Below are 15609 nucleotides of genomic sequence, written 5' to 3'. Positions count from 1 at the left end.
CAGATGCTGGCGTATATTTTTCGGCGACTGCTGCTGATCATCCCGACCTTGCTCGGCATCTTGCTGATCAACTTCGTGATCATCCAGGCCGCCCCCGGTGGGCCGGTGGAACAGATGATCGCCAAGCTCGAAGGCTTCGAAGGCGCCACCAGCCGCATTGCCGGTGGCGGTGCCGAAGTCTCGGTGGCCGGCTCCGCGTATCGCGGCGCGCAAGGTCTGGACCCTGCGCTGGTAAAAGAAATCGAGCACATGTACGGCTTCGACAAGTCGGCGCCGGAACGCTTGTGGATCATGATCAAGAACTACGCGACCCTGGATTTCGGCGACAGCTTCTTTCGCGATGCCAAGGTCATCGACCTGATCAAGGAAAAGATGCCGGTGTCGATCTCGCTCGGGCTGTGGAGCACGCTGATCATGTACCTGGTGTCGATCCCGCTGGGGATCGCCAAGGCGACGCGGCATGGCAGCCACTTCGACGTCTGGACCAGTTCGGCGATCATCGTCGGCTATGCGATCCCGGCGTTCCTGTTTGCCATCCTGCTGATCGTGGTGTTCGCTGGCGGCAGCTATTTCGACTGGTTCCCGCTGCGCGGCCTGACCTCGAACAACTTCGATGAGCTGAGCATGGGCGGCAAGATTCTCGATTACTTCTGGCACCTGGCCTTGCCGGTGACAGCGCTGGTGATCGGCAACTTCGCGACCATGACCCTGCTGACCAAAAACAGCTTCCTCGATGAAATCAACAAACAGTACGTGGTCACCGCCAAAGCCAAGGGCCTGACCCACCACCGCGTGCTCTACGGCCATGTGTTCCGCAACGCCATGCTGCTGGTGATCGCCGGGTTCCCGTCGGCGTTCATCGGAATTTTCTTTACCGGCTCGCTGTTGGTGGAAGTGATCTTCTCCCTGGACGGCCTGGGTTTGATGAGCTTTGAAGCGGCGATCAACCGCGATTACCCGGTGGTCTTCGGCACGTTGTTTATCTTCACCCTGCTGGGGCTGGTGGTGAAGCTGATCGGCGACCTCACCTACACCTTTGTCGATCCGCGCATCGACTTCGAAAGCCGGGAGCATTGAGATGAACCTGTCCCCTCTCAATCGCCGACGCTTCGAACTGTTCAAGGCCAACAAGCGTGGCTGGTGGTCGCTGTGGCTGTTTCTGATCCTGTTCGGTGCCAGCCTCGGTGCCGAGCTGATCGCCAACGACAAGCCGTTGGTGGTGCATTACGACAACGGCTGGTACTTCCCGGCGCTCAAGCGTTACCCGGAAACCGTGTTCGGCGGTGAGTTCCCGCTGGAAGCCAACTACAAGAGCCCGTATATCCGCGAACTGCTCAAGGCCAAGGATGCCTGGGTGCTGTGGGCGCCGATTCCCTACAGTTACCAGAGCATCAACTACGACCTGAAAGTCCCGGCCCCGGCGCCGCCCTCGACCGATAACCTGCTGGGCACTGACGATCAGGGCCGCGATGTGCTGGCGCGGGTGATTTACGGCTTCCGGATTTCCGTGCTGTTTGCCCTGACGCTGACCATTCTCAGTTCGATCATCGGCGTTATTGCCGGGGCGTTGCAGGGTTTCTATGGCGGCTGGGTCGACCTGGCCGGGCAGCGTTTCCTGGAGATCTGGTCCGGGTTGCCGGTGCTGTACTTGCTGATCATCCTCGCCAGCTTCGTGCAGCCGAACTTCTGGTGGCTGCTGGGGATTATGCTGTTGTTCTCGTGGATGAGCCTGGTGGACGTGGTTCGCGCCGAGTTCCTGCGCGGGCGCAACCTGGAATACGTGCGCGCCGCACGGGCACTGGGGATGCAGAATGGTGCGATCATGTTCCGCCACATCCTGCCCAACGCGATGGTCTCGACCATGACGTTCATGCCGTTCATTCTGACTGGCGCCATCGGCACCCTGACCGCGCTCGACTTCCTGGGCTTTGGTTTGCCGCCGGGCGCGCCGTCGCTGGGTGAGTTGGTGGCTCAGGGCAAATCCAACCTGCAGGCGCCGTGGCTGGGCATGAGCGCGTTTGCGGTGCTGGCGTTGATGTTGAGTTTGCTGGTATTCATCGGCGAGTCCGCTCGCGATGCCTTCGACCCGAGGAAGTGAAATGAATCAGGACAATCTGATCGAAGTGCGCGACCTCGCCGTCGAATTCGTCGTCGGCGATCGCTGCCAGCGCGTGGTCGAGGGCGTCAGCTTCGACATCAAGCGTGGCGAAACCCTGGCGTTGGTGGGTGAAAGCGGCTCCGGCAAATCGGTGACTGCGCACTCGATCCTGCGGCTGCTGCCCTACCCGCTCGCCCGGCATCCGTCCGGGACCATCGAGTATTCCGGGCAAAACCTGTTGAGCCTGAAAGAGAAAACCATCCGCCACATCCGGGGCAACCGGATTGCGATGATCTTCCAGGAGCCGATGACCTCGCTCAATCCGCTGCACTCGATCGAAAAGCAGATCAACGAAGTGTTGGGCATCCACAAAGGCCTGGTCGGCAAAGTAGCGACCAAGCGCACCCTCGAATTGCTGGAGATGGTCGGCATTCCAGAGCCCGAGAAACGCCTCAAGGCCCTGCCCCATGAATTGTCCGGTGGCCAGCGGCAACGGGTGATGATCGCGATGGCCCTGGCCAACGAGCCGGAATTGCTGATCGCCGACGAGCCGACCACCGCCCTGGACGTGACCGTTCAGCTTAAAATCCTCGAATTGCTCAAGGAATTACAGGCCCGATTGGGCATGGCGTTGCTACTGATCAGCCACGATTTGAACCTGGTGCGAAGAATTGCGCATCGCGTATGTGTCATGCAGCGCGGTTGCATCGTCGAACAGGCATCGTGCGAAGAGTTGTTCCGCGCGCCGCAGCATCCGTACACTCGGGAACTGCTGGCAGCGGAGCCCAGCGGCAAGCCGGCGACCAATGTGATTGGCCCGCCGTTGCTGCAAGTCGAGGACCTGAAAGTCTGGTTCCCGATCAAGAAAGGCTTTCTGAAAAAGACCGTCGACCACATCAAAGCGGTGGACGGCATCAATTTCAGCCTGCCCCAGGGCCAGACCTTGGGGATTGTGGGAGAAAGTGGTTCGGGCAAGTCGACGCTGGGTCTGGCGATTTTGCGGCTGATCGGTAGCAAAGGCGCGATCCGTTTTGAAGGCAAGCAGCTAGACTGCCTGACGCAGCAACAGGTTCGACCGCTACGGCGGGAGATGCAGGTGGTGTTTCAGGACCCGTTTGGCAGCCTGAGCCCACGGATGTGTGTGAGCCAGATCGTCGGCGAAGGCCTGCGGATCCACAAGATGGGCACCGAGGCGGAGCAGGAACAAGCGATTATTGCGGCATTGAAGGAGGTAGGCCTGGACCCGGAGACCCGGAACCGCTACCCCCACGAATTTTCCGGTGGGCAACGGCAGAGAATCGCCATTGCCCGGGCATTAGTGTTAAAACCGGCGCTGATTCTGCTGGACGAGCCGACCTCGGCCCTCGACCGGACAGTGCAACGCCAAGTGGTGGAGCTGCTGCGTTCACTGCAAACCAAGTACAACCTGACGTATCTGTTTATCAGCCATGACCTGGCTGTCGTCAAAGCGCTGAGCCACCAGCTGATGGTGGTCAAGCAGGGCCAAGTGGTCGAACAGGGAGACGCGCAAAGTATCTTTGCCGCCCCCCAACATCCGTATACACAGCAGTTGCTGGAAGCCGCTTTCCTGGCTCCAGCCACTGCGCAATAACCTGAAAGAGAGGAGCAACACATGGGTTTTCTCGCCGGTAAGCGCGTACTGATCGTCGGTGTCGCCAGCAAGCTGTCCATCGCATCCGGCATCGCTGCCGCCATGCATCGCGAGGGCGCTGAGCTTGCCTTCACTTATCAGAACGACAAACTCAAGGGTCGTGTCGAAGAGTTCGCACAAAGCTGGGGTTCCAACCCAGACCTGTGCTTCCCGTGCGACGTGGCCAGCGATGAAGAAATCGCCAAGGTCTTCGTTGAGCTGGGCAAAAAGTGGGACGGCCTGGATTGCATCGTGCACTCCGTCGGCTTCGCCCCGGGCGACCAACTGGACGGCGACTTCACCGAAGCCACCACCCGTGAAGGTTTCCGCATCGCTCACGACATCAGTGCCTACAGCTTCGTAGCCCTGGCCAAGGCCGGTCGCGAAATGATGAAAGGCCGCAATGGCAGCCTGCTGACCCTGTCGTACCTGGGCGCCGAGCGCACCATGCCGAACTACAACGTGATGGGCATGGCCAAGGCTTCGCTGGAAGCCGGCGTACGTTACCTGGCCGGCTCCCTGGGCCCGGACGGCACCCGCGTCAACTGCGTATCGGCTGGCCCGATCCGTACCCTCGCCGCTTCCGGCATCAAGAACTTCCGCAAGATGCTGGCCGCCAACGAAGCGCAAACTCCGCTGCGTCGTAACGTCACCATCGACGAAGTCGGCAACGCCGGCGCGTTCCTGTGCTCGGACCTGGCGTCCGGCATCAGCGGCGAAATCATGTACGTGGACGGTGGCTTCAACACCACGGCCATGGGCAGCCTGGAAGAGTAATCTTCCGGCCGCAACGAAAAACCCGCCTCGATAGGCGGGTTTTTTAATGCCTGCGATTCCACGCCCGACTCAGTTTAATGTGGGAGCGGGCTTGCTCGCGAAGGCGGTTGATCATTCAACATTGATGTCGACTGACACTCCGCTTTCGCGAGCAGGCTCGCTCCCACAGGGTTATTGGGTGTTCAGGCATTTCGCGAATAACTGCTGAATCGGCTGTGTGCGCTGGCTGTAGCGCTGCAACAGGACAATTTCGCGGTAGAACGTCAGCGCTCCCAACGGGATGATCCTGACCTTCGCACCATGTTCGAGCCACAGCCCTGCCTCGGGCAGCAGCGACACGCCCAATCCGCATTCGACCATTTTCACGATGGCTTCCAGCTCATCCAGTTCGAGTGCCACGTGCACGTCGATCTGCTGTTCGCGCAAAAAGAGTGTCACCAGTCGCCCACCGAACGAGTTGCGGTCGTAGCGCACCTGCGGATGTTCCGCCAGCAGTTGCAACGGGTCGTCGCCTTCAAGGTCGGCCGGCACAATCAGCACGAACGGCTCGCGGCGAATCACTTGCGCCGACAGTTCCTTGGGCAAGTCGAACGGCGGCTTGATCAGGATCGCCAGGTCCACTTCGCCGGTGTCTACCTGGCTCAACAGATTCAACGACACGCCAGGCACCAGTTTCGGCTCCAGCAGCGGCGCCTGTTGGCGCAAGCGCAACAACGCCTGGGGCAGCAGTCCGGTTTGCGCCGTGGCCACCGCGCCAATTTTCAACTCACCGCGGTATTCGCTGACATCATCACTGACCGCCATACGGCTGAAGGTTTCGAGCATTTCCCTGGCCATCGGCAACGCGCGTTGCCCCGCCGCATTCAGCAGCGCCTGACGCCCGGTGCGATCGAACAAGCGAATGCCCAGCGCCTGTTCCAGATTACGAATCTGCGCGCTGACCGCCGACTGCGTCAGGCCAATGTGCATGCCGGCCGCCGCGAAGGTGCCGTAGCGCGTCACGGCAATGAAGGTTTTCAGTTCCCGCAGCATGGCGTTCTCGATTGATCGAAATTATTTGAGCTCGACGCAAAAATTATCGTCTTTTAATCAAAAAGCACAGGACTAAACTCAACTTCAACTACTGACAACCAAGGAACACACGATGCCACTCTCCCCGTTTCACTTGGCCATCCCGGTCTACGACCTGAGCGCCGCACGCCATTTTTATCGCGAAGTGTTCGGCCTGGAAGAAGGTCGCTCCAGCGACCATTGGGTCGATTTCAACTTTTTCGGCCATCAACTGGTGATTCACCTGGCGCCGAAAAATGCCTCTCAGGAAGCCGCACACACCAACGCCGTTGACGGCCATGACGTGCCGGTGCCGCATTTCGGTGTGGTGTTGGGCATGGAGCAATGGCAGGCGTTGGCGCAGCGGCTCAAGTCACTCGGCACTCAATTCGTGATCGAGCCGGGGATTCGCTTTGAGGGTTTGGTCGGTGAGCAAGCGACGATGTTTCTCTTCGACCCCTGCGGCAACGCGCTGGAATTCAAGGCGTTCAAGGACATCAATCAGCTGTTCGCCAAATGATCGACGTGCAGCACACCCTCAGAACCGCACCGCCCCTTGATGGCGAGCACGTTCTATGGCTGCCATAAGGCCGTCAACGGTTTTGTGAGTCTGGGCATCGAACTCGATCTGGTTGATGCTGAAGCGAATGTCGTAGCAGCGATGTACCGTTGAATTACGCTCGTTGAGCATCTCTTCGAGCCGCGTCCTGATGCCGGCAGCGTCGACGGCGGCTGAACCGGTCAACAACACGGCGAATTCATCGCCGCCGACCCGCCCGACGACATCGCTCTCGCGAAAGGCGATGCGCAGTACGTCGGCGAAGGTTTTCAGGGCATCGTCGCCTTCGGCACGGCCATACACTTCGTTGATCTGCTTGAAGTAAGCGAGATCGAAAAACAACAGGCTGACCGGTTTGTCCAACTCCAGGCAGGCATCGAGCCACAACTGGGCCAAGGCCAGGAAGCCATGAAGATTGGTCAACAATGTCAACTCATCCATGCTTGCCATCTGTACCGCCGTCAGCTGCTGCTCGAACTTGCGCGCCAGGTTGCGCATCATTTCGCGCTCCTGCACTCCGGTCTCGAGAACGTTAAGCCCGCGCAGTGTGTCTGCGCAAGCGCCAGGTTTGACCGGTTTGTCTGGAACCTGCATTGCTCACTCCTGTGAAGGGTATGTACGTTAGAGGCGCCCATACCCCGTTTGACTCCTGATGAATTTACCGTTGGTCAGATCCCTGCCACCGGACACGGCCCGCCCGCGTCCGCCCACAGCTTGAACTGGGTCACGAAAATGTCATGTGGCACCGGCACCGGCGCCCGATTGCCGCCGGGATTCCAGCCCCATAGCACCAGTTTGTCGTCGCTGACGTGCTTGATCAGCGCGGCAAAATCGCGATCACCATTGCTGGAGCGATCCTTGATCATGGCGCACAACTGGTTGGCCGGCAGGCCGATCCAGGCCATTTTGTGCGCCGCCGGCGGCAGGCTCCAGTGCGGCGCCCCCGGCGGCGCGTGCGGTCCATAACTGGCCGGCGGATTACTTTCGGCGTGGCAAGTCGCGCAGGGCAAACCGGCCGCGCCCTTGCCGTCCATTCCTCGCACCACGTCCATCGCGTGGGGAATCCCGGCGTCGAACTGCAATGGCGAGTCGCCGGGGATGTGGCAATTCTGGCAACGCGGGCTCTGGAAGACTTTCTGCACGGTATCGAACGCCTTCAACGCTTCCTTGTTGTCAGCGAACAAATCCTCGGCGTAGCCGACCAGGCCGATCAACACCACCGCGCCAAGCAGCAGATGTCGTTTCATCTCACACCCCCGACAGTTGCAGCGGCAATTCCCGCAGGCGCTGCCCGGTCAGGGCGAACACTGCGTTGGCCACTGCCGGCGCCGTGGGCGGTACACCGGCCTCGCCGATACCGCCGGGTTTTTCGCTGCTGGGCACGATATGCACTTCGACCACCGGCATTTCGCTGAGCCGCAGCACTTGATAGTCGTGATAGTTGGACTGCACCACTTGCCCGTCCTTGAAGGTCAGTTTGCTGTGCAAGGTAAATCCGAGGCCGAAGGTGATGCACGACTCCATCTGCGCCGCGATGCTCTGCGGGTTGACCGCGATCCCGCAGTCCACCGCGCACACCACCCGGTGCACGCGAATCGCCAGGTTGTCCTGCGACACTTCGGCGACGTGGGCCACGTAACTGCCGAACGACTCATGTACCGCCACGCCCAACGCATGACCCTCGGGCAAAGGGGCATTCCAGTTGGCTTTCTCCACTGCCAGGTTCAGCACACCGAGATGCCGTGGATGCGCCTTGAGCAAGGTTCGTCGGTATTCCACCGGATCCTTGCCGGCCGCTTCAGCCAGTTCATCGATCAACGATTCCATGACAAACGCGGTGTGCGTATGCCCGACCGAACGCAGCCACAGCACGCTGATACCGGTTTTCGGTGAATGCAGTTCCACCTGGTGATGGGCCAACCCTTCAAGGTAAGGGCTGTCGGCGACGCCTTCGACCGAGGTCTTGTCGATGCCATCCTTGACCATCGCTGCCTCAAGCATGGTGCCGGCCATGATCGATTGCCCGACCATTACATGCTTCCAGGCCAGTGGCAGGCCGTCGGCGCCCAGCCCCACTCGCGCCTGATGCAGGAACGCCGAACGGTAATAGCCGCCACGGATATCGTCCTCGCGGGACCAGACGGTTTTCACCGGCCCGCCAGCGGCCTTGGCGACGTACACCGCTTCGCTGACGAAGTCCGAGGTCGGGTTGGCCCGCCGCCCGAAGCCGCCACCGAGAAACTCGGTATGAATCTCGACCTGCTCGGGTTTGAGCCCGGTGATTTTCCCGGCGACCATTTGATCGAGGGTCTGGAACTGGGTACCGGTCCAGATTTCGCATTTGTCTTTTGTAATGCTCACCGTGCAGTTGAGCGGTTCCATCGGTGCGTGCGCCAGGTACGGCACGCTGTACTCGACGTCGATGGTCTTGGCCGCTTTGGCCAGGGTCGCCTCGGTATCGCCGGCCTTGCTGGCGGATGTGCCGGGGGTGGTGGCGAGTTGGCGGAAGCTTTCCAGCAGCTTCTGACTGTCGAGCCCGGCGTTCGGCCCCAGGTCCCACTCGACCTTCAGCGCATCGCGCCCCAGCTTCGCCGCCCAGTAGTGATCGGCAATCACCGCCACGCCGGTGGGCACCTGCACCACTTTGTGCACGCCCGGTATCGCCAGCGCCTCGGCGCCTTCAAAGGATTTGACGCTGCCGCCCAACACCGGCGGACGCGCGACCATGGCGGTCATCAGACCCTCGAATTGCACGTCCATGCCGAATTTGGCCCGGCCGGTGATTTTCTCCGGTGTGTCCAGGCGCTTGGTGGGTTTGCCAATGAGCTTCCAGTCCTTGGCGTCCTTGAGCTTGATCGAGGCCGGGTCCGGCAGCGGCAACTGGCCGGCGTCATCGGCCAGTTCGCCGTACGTCACGCGTTGCTCGCCGGCGATCACCACGCCGGAGTCGGTGCGAATCTGCGAGGGCGCGACGTTGAAGCGTTTGGCGGCGGCGTCGATCAACATCAAACGCGCCGCCGCGCCGGCCTGACGGTAACGATCGAATTCCATCCAGGTTGAGGTCGAGCCACCGGTTATCTGCATCCCGCCAAACGCCGCCAGACCATAATCGGCGGCTGATGCGGGTGAATGTTCGACGCGGATTTTTGACCAGTCGGCGTCGAGCTCTTCGGCGATCAGCATGGTCAGGCCGGTCCAGATGCCCTGACCCATTTCCGAATGGCCGAGCAGCACGGTGACGCTGTTGTCGTTACCAATGCGCAGGAAGGCATTGGGCGCGAACACATTGCCCTGATTCTCGGCGCCGACGGCGAAACGATGCGCACCGGGGATGACAAACGCCACCACCAGACCGCCGCCCAGCACGGCGCTGCCTTTGAGAAAACCACGGCGCGAGAGTCGATTGATGCTGTTCATGGCGAGCCTCCCATCAACCGAGTTCGGCGGCGCGTTTGACCGCGGCACGAATCCTTGGATAAGTGCCGCAGCGGCAGATATTGCCGGAGAGTGCCTGATCGATGTCGCTGTCGGTGGGCTTGGGGATTTTCGCCAGCAAAGCCGCTGCCGACATGATCTGCCCGGACTGGCAGTAACCGCATTGCACAACATCGAGTTCGGCCCAGGCTTGCTGCACCGGGTGCGTACCGTCAGTAGACAAGCCTTCGATGGTGAGGATTTTCTGCCCGTGGGCCACGGCCGTGGCAGGTGTGATGCAGGAACGCAGCGGCGCGCCGTCGACGTGTACGGTGCAGGCGCCGCACTGGGCCATGCCGCAACCGAATTTGGTGCCGGTGAGGTGCGCGACGTCACGCAGCACCCAGAGCAGCGGCATGTCTGCGGGGACATCCAGCGCCTGATCCTTGCCGTTGATGTTAAGGGTCAGCATTGCGAATTTCCTCAGACTCACGGTGATGCCATTGTTTTTGCAGGAGCGAAGCTTGCTCGCGAAGAACGGTAACGCGGGGTGTCAGCATGGACGCTTTCGCGGGCAAGCCTCGCTCCTACAGGATTGGGGTTATCCCTACAGCTAAGCGCAATTTGATCCAACGGACAGGTTCATCGACCACCGGTCACGAAAAGGCCGCCTCGATGGGCGGCCTTTGGTTTCACCTGTACGACCTGTAGCAGCTGTCGAGCCTGCGAGGCTGCGTTCGGCGGCGCAGCCGTCGTGAAATCAGACACCGAGGTGTTTCAGTAAAACCTCGCGTGCAGGGTTTACGACGGCTGCGCCGCCGAACGCAGCCTCGCAGGCTCGGCAGCTGCTACAGGTCCGTGGTGATTTTAAAAATCGGTGGAGACCGATACTTCGCGCCAGCTCTGCAACTCTTCGGCGACGAAGCTGTTCTTGGCTTCGATCGCTGCGACGCAGTCACTGCCCAGTGGCAAGCGCAATGGGGCTTTTTCCGCTTCCACCAGGGTGATCATGGCGTCGGCGAGTTTGTCCGGATCGCCAGGCTGATTCAGGGTCACAGCCTTGGCAATCTTGCGGACTTCGCCGGCCGTGCTGTCGTAGTCGGCAATCGTGGACGGCGACTCGACCAGCGAATTGCCTTCGAGGAATTCGGTGCGGAAGTAACCAGGTTCGACCACAGTCACTTTGATTCCCAGCGGTGCCAGCTCGGCGTGCAGCGCCTCGCTCAAGCCTTCGACAGCGAATTTGGTCGAGCAGTAGACGCCGAAGCCCGGCCCCGACCGGTAGCCACCCACCGACGAGAGGTTGATCACATGCCCACTGCGAGCGGCACGCATGTGCGGCAGGACGGCGCGAGTGACATTCAGCAAGCCGAAAACGTTGGTTTCGTACACGCGCCGCACTTCATCGGCACTGGCCTCTTCCACCGCGCCGAGCAAACCGAAACCGGCGTTGTTGACCAGCACGTCGATGCGCCCGAAGTGCTCGATGGCTGCCTGGGCGACCGCTACGCCTTGTGCTTCGTTGGTCACATCCAGATTAACCGCCAGCAAACCCGGTTGAACGCCAAAACGTTGGGTAATGCTGCTGGCGTCACGGGCGGTGCCGACGACGGCGTCACCGTTGGCCAGTGCGGCGGCAGCGATCTTTGCGCCGATGCCACGGGAAGCACCGGTAATGAGCCAGACACGTTTAAAGCTGTGGGAAGTGGTCATGAGCGTGAATCCTTCTGTGCAGTTGGGGTAAGCACAAGGTACGCAGGATGATTGGCCGGAAAAATGCCCTCGTGCTACAAGCACTATGAAACGCTCTTTCATAATGGCGCCGATATGAATCACGACCCTTTCGACGGTTTGACCGAGTTTCTGGCGGTGGCCGAGCACAAAAGTTTTACCCTGGCTGCGACAAAACTGGCGGTGACACCCACGGCGGTCAGCCACGCGATCAAGCTGCTTGAGCGTCGCACCGGCGTGCTGTTGTTTCAGCGCACCACGCGTCGGGTGGCCTTGACCGAGGCCGGCGTCAGTCTGTTTGCCCGTTTGCGCCCGGCGGCCAGTGAAATCGACGAGGCCCTGGCGGTGCTCAGCGGTTTTCGCGATCAGCCTATGGGCACCTTGCGGCTCACGGCACCGCGGCTGTCCGGCAGTTTATTGATGGAGCCGCTGATTGCGCTGTACCGACAGGCGTATCCGCAAGTCACCCTGGACATCTCCCTGGACGACGCCACGGTCGACCTGATGGCTGGCGGCTTCGATGCCGGGATTCGTCTGGGCGAGTCGATCGAAAAAGACATGATTGCAGTGCGACTGACGCCCGATCTGCAATGGTCGGTGGTGGGCTCCCCGGCGTACTTCGCCAAGGCTGGCAGGCCGGCCCGCCCTGAGGAATTGACTCGGCATGAATGCATCGGCTTTCGCTTCTCGACGTCGGGCAGCGCCCATCGCTGGGAGTTTCGCCGCGAGGGCCGGGATTTTACCGTCGGCGTCGAGGGTGGCGTGATCGTCAATGATCGGCGCCTGTTGGTGGCGGCTGCTCGCAGTGGAACGGGTTTGGCGTATGCCTGTGATCTGGAGATTGCCGAGGAATTGGCGGATGGGCGTCTGGAGCGAGTGCTGCAGGCCTTTGTGCCGCTCAGTTCGGCGTTGTATCTGTATTTTCCCAGCCGTTCGCAGTCGCAGCCGAAACTGCGGGGATTTATTGATTTGGCGACGGGGTGGGTGGCGAGCCAAAGTGGGCTCGGTTGATGAGGTGTATATCCGTTGTTGCGGCTGGTGGTTTCGCCGCTACGGCGGATCACTTGGAAGAGCCGTAGGAGCGAGCTTGCTCGCGAAAGTCGTCAACGATGACGCGTGTTACCAGGATAAACGCGGTGCCTGTGAGTCCATCGCGAGCAGGCTCGCTCCCGCATTTGGGCTGCGTACATCCCAAAACCCTTCAGACCACCACCGCCACCGGATGCGTAGTCAAACGATGCTGGGCCAGCAGGCGCATCACGTAGCCGATTTTCAGCAAGGTCGGCCCGATGATGGTCATGGCATGCATCGACACCAGGGCCGCGATCTGTAAATGACCGTTGTAGAGGTAAGCACCGTAAATACCGGCCAAAAATGTTACCAGGCCAATCGCAAGCACCCGGCTCGACCCGTGCAAAAGGCTCTGAGGATTGTTGAAGAAATCAAACATTTTCTCGTACTCCTGAAGCGGTTCAGTTGTACGTTCAGCTGATCAAGTCTCGTGCCATCTATTTAGTCGTTGCAAATCAACAGCCTGAAATCTACCGAGTCAAAACGACCCTCTACCTGCTTGGTCGTTATGACTCAAACCGGGTCATAACGACTCTATTCCACTAAAAAAATTTGGCGATCTACGGTACGGCCAGACAACCCCAGGCTGACTACGCTGAAAGTCAGCGTGAGAAATCCGTAGAGGAGCAGCGCCATGCAACGTGTGCAAAAACTTACCCCCTGCCTCTGGTTCGATGATCAGGCCGAAGAGGCCGCGAAGTATTATTGCTCGATCTTCGACCATTCGAAAATCACCGCCACCACCTACTACGGCCACGCCGGTTTCGAATTTCACGGCCGGCCCGAGGGTTCGGTGATGACCGTCAGCTTCGAACTCGACGGGCAAAGTTTCACCGGCCTGAACGGCGGTCCGTTGTTCAAGTTCAGCGAGGCGGTCTCGTTCCAGGTCAATTGCCAGACCCAGGAAGAAGTCGATCACTACTGGGGAACCCTGTCCGCTGGCGGCGTTCCCCAGGCCCAGCAATGCGGCTGGCTCAAGGACAAGTTCGGGCTGTCGTGGCAGATTGTGCCAATCGCCCTGATGGACATGATCAAAGACCCCGATACGGCAAAATCCCAGCGCGCCATGGAGGCGATGATGCAGATGAAAAAACTCGACATCGCCGAGCTGCAACGAGCCTTTGACGGTGAGAGCTAATACACTCCGAGGCTGACCTGCCGAGGACTGCCCATGAAGCACACCGTTGCCAAAAACGCTGACAAGGCCCCGCGCTTCTGGCGTGACGACGCCCTGCCCTTCATCGAAGCCCGTTCCATCGCCGATGGTCGCGAGGTCTGCTACACCCGGCATTCCCACGAGCACTTTTCCATCGGTGCGATCACGGCCGGGCGCAGCACATATGTTCACGAGCACGCGGAGTTTCAAGTCAGCGCCGGCACCGTGGTGCTGATGAACCCTGGCGATGTCCACGCCTGCAACCCGATCGACGATCAGCCGTGGTCATACCTGATGCTGTACGTCGATACGCCGTGGCTCACTGATTTGCAGCACCAACTCGGGTTCAGCCAGGAACTGGCGTTTCGCCGTTTTTCCATCACCCACACTCACGACGCCAGCCTGTTTGAAGGCCTGAAGGCATTGTATGAGGTGTTGGTCGATCAGCAGCAAGACGTGCTGGCTAAACACAGCGCGGCGGTGGAGTTTTTCACCGACGTGCAGCTACGGCTGAATCCGGTCGATCAGCCGTTGCGCGAGCCCAATTTCAAACTGGAGCGTGCCGCTGATTACATCCGCGATCACTGCACGCGCCTGCTCAAGCTCGAAGACATTTGCGCGGCGGCGCAGCTGTCGCCGTCCTACCTGATCCGCGCGTTCAAGCAGCATTACGGCATGACGCCCCACGCGTTTCTGCTTAACCGGCGCATCCAGTTCGCCCAGGATCAATTGCGCAGCGGCAAGCTGATCGCCGATGTCGCACTGGAAGCGGGGTTTGCCGACCAGGCGCATTTTCAACGTGTGTTCAAACAGCACCTGGCCGCGACGCCGGGGCAATATCGCGGCTAAGGCAGCAGCAGATACACCGCGCTCATGGCCAGCAACACCGCCATGATCCGGTTGAACAGGCGCATCCCCGCCGGGTTGTTCAGATAGCCGCGCAAAAAGGTCCCGGCATAGGCCCAGCAGCCGACAGACACGTAACAGATCACCAGATACACCGCGGCAAATTGCCAAACCAACCGCGCTTCGCCGTCGGCGACAAACGCACCCATGCCGGCGACGCAGGCCAGCCAGGCTTTCGGGTTGAGCCATTGCATGACCGCGCCGTACAGCATCGACGGTGCACGGCCGGATTCCTTGGCATCGAGCTGACCGTTGTCGGCGGCCAACTTGTAGGCCATGAACAACAGAAATGCCACGCCGGCCCACTGCACCCCCTGCGTCAGCGCCGGCCACAGCCGCAACACCTCGTGCAAGCCCAGGCCCATCAACACCAGCAACAACACGAACCCCAGCGTCGCCCCCGCTACATGCCGTTGACTAGCGCGGAAACCGAACTGCGCGCCGGAACTCAACGCCACAATGTTCACCGGCCCCGGTGTAATCGAGGCCACCAGGGCAAACGCCGCCATGGAGATAATCAGACTCATCGCATACCTTCTTCAAGTCAGTGGAAACAGTGCTCAAGGTAAAGAGCACCCTGGCCCACGTATTGAAGAAAACTGCCCAACCCGATTTTAGACACGACCCCTAATGAAATGGCTACCCCCGCCGCCCCCTGTGATCGCCCACTAAGCTTTCACCGGGGGCTCATCGGAGATTGTTGCCATGAACAAAGTAGCTATTGCCGCCATCGACTTGGGAAAACATTCTTTTCACCTGCATGCGCAAGATGATCGCGGTCATGAGCTTTGCCGCAAAAAATTCAATCGGGTGACGCTCATTCAGTATCTGGCCAACCTGGAATCCTGCACCGTCGTGATGGAGGCCTGCGGAGGCGCCCACTTCATGGCGCAGGAGGCCGCCAAGCTGGGGCATACGCCCAAGCTCATCGCACCTCATCTCGTACGTCCATACGTCAAAAGCAACAAGAACGACTTCGCTGACGCCGAGGCGATCTGCGAGGCGGCGACCCGGCCCACGATGCGTTTTGTTCCGCCCAAAACCCAAGCCCAGCAGGCGCTGGCCATGTCCAACTCGATACGTGAGTCGTTCATTAAAGACCGCACTGCGACCGTCAATCGGATTCACGCAGCCCTTCTGGAGGTGGGTGTCAGTTTGGCAGCCGGCTTCAAAGCCATCAAAGAGCTTCCAGCGTT

Annotated in this window: 17 protein-coding genes; 9 read left to right on the top strand and 8 right to left on the bottom strand. The window is 60.2% G+C overall.

Features of this window, described 5'->3' with window-relative positions; all coding sequences use genetic code 11:
• Window positions 1–3: 3 nt before the first annotated feature.
• Genes ACIPL2_RS00085 through fabI form a run of 4 tightly spaced genes read left to right on the top strand, consistent with a single transcriptional unit; the run spans window position 4 to window position 4526 of the window.
• Window positions 4–1077: a microcin C ABC transporter permease YejB gene (locus ACIPL2_RS00085; RefSeq protein WP_401351688.1), complete on the top strand. Its 1074-nt coding sequence runs from the start codon at window positions 4–6 to the stop codon at window positions 1075–1077.
• 1 nt (window position 1078) lies between these two features.
• The gene (locus ACIPL2_RS00080) at window positions 1079–2098 is read left to right on the top strand and encodes an ABC transporter permease (RefSeq protein ID WP_059405043.1); all 1020 of its coding nucleotides are present in this window, start codon (window positions 1079–1081) and stop codon (window positions 2096–2098) included.
• 1 nt (window position 2099) lies between these two features.
• Window positions 2100–3710: an ABC transporter ATP-binding protein gene (locus tag ACIPL2_RS00075; protein ID WP_401351685.1), complete on the top strand. Its 1611-nt coding sequence runs from the start codon at window positions 2100–2102 to the stop codon at window positions 3708–3710.
• Window positions 3711–3731: 21 nt separating this feature from the next.
• Window positions 3732–4526 (top strand): enoyl-ACP reductase FabI, encoded by a 795-nt coding sequence (gene fabI / locus ACIPL2_RS00070; protein WP_008152082.1) that lies wholly within the window; start codon window positions 3732–3734, stop codon window positions 4524–4526.
• Between the two features lie 171 nt (window positions 4527–4697).
• Here the strand turns inward: fabI and ACIPL2_RS00065 are convergent, their stop codons facing one another.
• The gene (locus ACIPL2_RS00065) at window positions 4698–5558 is read right to left on the bottom strand and encodes a LysR family transcriptional regulator (RefSeq protein WP_401351682.1); all 861 of its coding nucleotides are present in this window, start codon (window positions 5556–5558) and stop codon (window positions 4698–4700) included.
• Window positions 5559–5670: 112 nt separating this feature from the next.
• Between ACIPL2_RS00065 and ACIPL2_RS00060 the strand changes: the two genes are divergently transcribed.
• The gene (locus ACIPL2_RS00060; protein WP_401351679.1) at window positions 5671–6096 is read left to right on the top strand and encodes a VOC family protein; all 426 of its coding nucleotides are present in this window, start codon (window positions 5671–5673) and stop codon (window positions 6094–6096) included.
• Between the two features lie 18 nt (window positions 6097–6114).
• On the opposite strand, the gene ACIPL2_RS00055 is transcribed toward ACIPL2_RS00060, so the two are convergent.
• The 5 genes from ACIPL2_RS00055 to ACIPL2_RS00035 form a co-directional block, all read right to left on the bottom strand.
• Window positions 6115–6729: a GGDEF domain-containing protein gene (locus tag ACIPL2_RS00055; protein ID WP_401351676.1), complete on the bottom strand. Its 615-nt coding sequence runs from the start codon at window positions 6727–6729 to the stop codon at window positions 6115–6117.
• 74 nt (window positions 6730–6803) lie between these two features.
• Window positions 6804–7382: a hypothetical protein gene (locus tag ACIPL2_RS00050; RefSeq protein WP_401351673.1), complete on the bottom strand. Its 579-nt coding sequence runs from the start codon at window positions 7380–7382 to the stop codon at window positions 6804–6806.
• A 1-nt stretch (window position 7383) separates the two neighbouring features.
• Window positions 7384–9552, bottom strand: a complete 2169-nt coding sequence (locus ACIPL2_RS00045) for a molybdopterin cofactor-binding domain-containing protein (RefSeq protein ID WP_401351672.1) — start codon at window positions 9550–9552, stop codon at window positions 7384–7386.
• Window positions 9553–9565: 13 nt separating this feature from the next.
• Window positions 9566–10021: a (2Fe-2S)-binding protein gene (locus tag ACIPL2_RS00040; RefSeq protein WP_401351669.1), complete on the bottom strand. Its 456-nt coding sequence runs from the start codon at window positions 10019–10021 to the stop codon at window positions 9566–9568.
• A gap of 395 nt (window positions 10022–10416) precedes the next feature.
• The gene (locus ACIPL2_RS00035) at window positions 10417–11262 is read right to left on the bottom strand and encodes an oxidoreductase (RefSeq protein WP_401351666.1); all 846 of its coding nucleotides are present in this window, start codon (window positions 11260–11262) and stop codon (window positions 10417–10419) included.
• 114 nt (window positions 11263–11376) lie between these two features.
• Here ACIPL2_RS00035 and ACIPL2_RS00030 point away from each other — a divergent pair, with 114 nt between their 5' ends.
• Window positions 11377–12291, top strand: a complete 915-nt coding sequence (locus tag ACIPL2_RS00030) for a LysR family transcriptional regulator (protein ID WP_401351663.1) — start codon at window positions 11377–11379, stop codon at window positions 12289–12291.
• Window positions 12292–12481: 190 nt separating this feature from the next.
• Here ACIPL2_RS00030 and ACIPL2_RS00025 read toward each other — a convergent pair whose 3' ends face one another.
• Complete coding sequence (locus ACIPL2_RS00025) at window positions 12482–12730, bottom strand: transmembrane sensor/regulator PpyR (RefSeq protein ID WP_401351660.1); 249 nt, start codon at window positions 12728–12730, stop codon at window positions 12482–12484.
• A gap of 255 nt (window positions 12731–12985) precedes the next feature.
• On the opposite strand from ACIPL2_RS00025, the gene ACIPL2_RS00020 reads away from it, so the two are divergent.
• Window positions 12986–13489, top strand: a complete 504-nt coding sequence (locus ACIPL2_RS00020) for a VOC family protein (protein ID WP_401351659.1) — start codon at window positions 12986–12988, stop codon at window positions 13487–13489.
• 33 nt (window positions 13490–13522) lie between these two features.
• The gene (locus tag ACIPL2_RS00015) at window positions 13523–14356 is read left to right on the top strand and encodes a helix-turn-helix domain-containing protein (RefSeq protein WP_401351657.1); all 834 of its coding nucleotides are present in this window, start codon (window positions 13523–13525) and stop codon (window positions 14354–14356) included.
• Here the strand turns inward: ACIPL2_RS00015 and ACIPL2_RS00010 are convergent.
• Entirely contained in the window at window positions 14353–14940 is a 588-nt protein-coding gene (locus ACIPL2_RS00010) for a LysE family translocator (RefSeq protein WP_401351655.1), read from the bottom strand. The two genes, ACIPL2_RS00015 and ACIPL2_RS00010, sit on opposite strands and share 4 nt — an antisense overlap.
• 178 nt (window positions 14941–15118) lie before the next feature.
• Here ACIPL2_RS00010 and ACIPL2_RS00005 point away from each other — a divergent pair.
• A partial coding sequence (locus tag ACIPL2_RS00005) for an IS110 family transposase (RefSeq protein ID WP_401351653.1) occupies window positions 15119–15609 on the top strand: 491 nt, incomplete at its 3' end.

The organism is Pseudomonas sp. NPDC086251 (assembly GCF_044746405.1).
GTDB lineage: Bacteria > Pseudomonadota > Gammaproteobacteria > Pseudomonadales > Pseudomonadaceae > Aquipseudomonas.
This window is presented reverse-complemented; position numbering and strand designations above follow the sequence as displayed.

What these genes read in the sequence shown, in the direction of transcription:
- ACIPL2_RS00040 (WP_401351669.1), bottom strand. Translation starts at nt 10,021, where the DNA reads ATGCTGACCCTTAACATCAACGGCAAGGATCAGGCGCTGGATGTCCCC.
- ACIPL2_RS00050 (WP_401351673.1), bottom strand. Translation starts at nt 7,382, where the DNA reads ATGAAACGACATCTGCTGCTTGGCGCGGTGGTGTTGATCGGCCTGGTC.
- ACIPL2_RS00025 (WP_401351660.1), bottom strand. Translation starts at nt 12,730, where the DNA reads ATGTTTGATTTCTTCAACAATCCTCAGAGCCTTTTGCACGGGTCGAGC.
- ACIPL2_RS00065 (WP_401351682.1), bottom strand. Translation starts at nt 5,558, where the DNA reads ATGCTGCGGGAACTGAAAACCTTCATTGCCGTGACGCGCTACGGCACC.
- ACIPL2_RS00020 (WP_401351659.1), top strand. Translation starts at nt 12,986, where the DNA reads ATGCAACGTGTGCAAAAACTTACCCCCTGCCTCTGGTTCGATGATCAG.
- ACIPL2_RS00030 (WP_401351663.1), top strand. Translation starts at nt 11,377, where the DNA reads ATGAATCACGACCCTTTCGACGGTTTGACCGAGTTTCTGGCGGTGGCC.
- ACIPL2_RS00010 (WP_401351655.1), bottom strand. Translation starts at nt 14,940, where the DNA reads ATGAGTCTGATTATCTCCATGGCGGCGTTTGCCCTGGTGGCCTCGATT.
- ACIPL2_RS00015 (WP_401351657.1), top strand. Translation starts at nt 13,523, where the DNA reads ATGAAGCACACCGTTGCCAAAAACGCTGACAAGGCCCCGCGCTTCTGG.
- ACIPL2_RS00055 (WP_401351676.1), bottom strand. Translation starts at nt 6,729, where the DNA reads ATGCAGGTTCCAGACAAACCGGTCAAACCTGGCGCTTGCGCAGACACA.
- ACIPL2_RS00045 (WP_401351672.1), bottom strand. Translation starts at nt 9,552, where the DNA reads ATGAACAGCATCAATCGACTCTCGCGCCGTGGTTTTCTCAAAGGCAGC.
- ACIPL2_RS00035 (WP_401351666.1), bottom strand. Translation starts at nt 11,262, where the DNA reads ATGACCACTTCCCACAGCTTTAAACGTGTCTGGCTCATTACCGGTGCT.
- ACIPL2_RS00060 (WP_401351679.1), top strand. Translation starts at nt 5,671, where the DNA reads ATGCCACTCTCCCCGTTTCACTTGGCCATCCCGGTCTACGACCTGAGC.
- ACIPL2_RS00075 (WP_401351685.1), top strand. Translation starts at nt 2,100, where the DNA reads ATGAATCAGGACAATCTGATCGAAGTGCGCGACCTCGCCGTCGAATTC.
- fabI (WP_008152082.1), top strand. Translation starts at nt 3,732, where the DNA reads ATGGGTTTTCTCGCCGGTAAGCGCGTACTGATCGTCGGTGTCGCCAGC.
- ACIPL2_RS00080 (WP_059405043.1), top strand. Translation starts at nt 1,079, where the DNA reads ATGAACCTGTCCCCTCTCAATCGCCGACGCTTCGAACTGTTCAAGGCC.
- ACIPL2_RS00085 (WP_401351688.1), top strand. Translation starts at nt 4, where the DNA reads ATGCTGGCGTATATTTTTCGGCGACTGCTGCTGATCATCCCGACCTTG.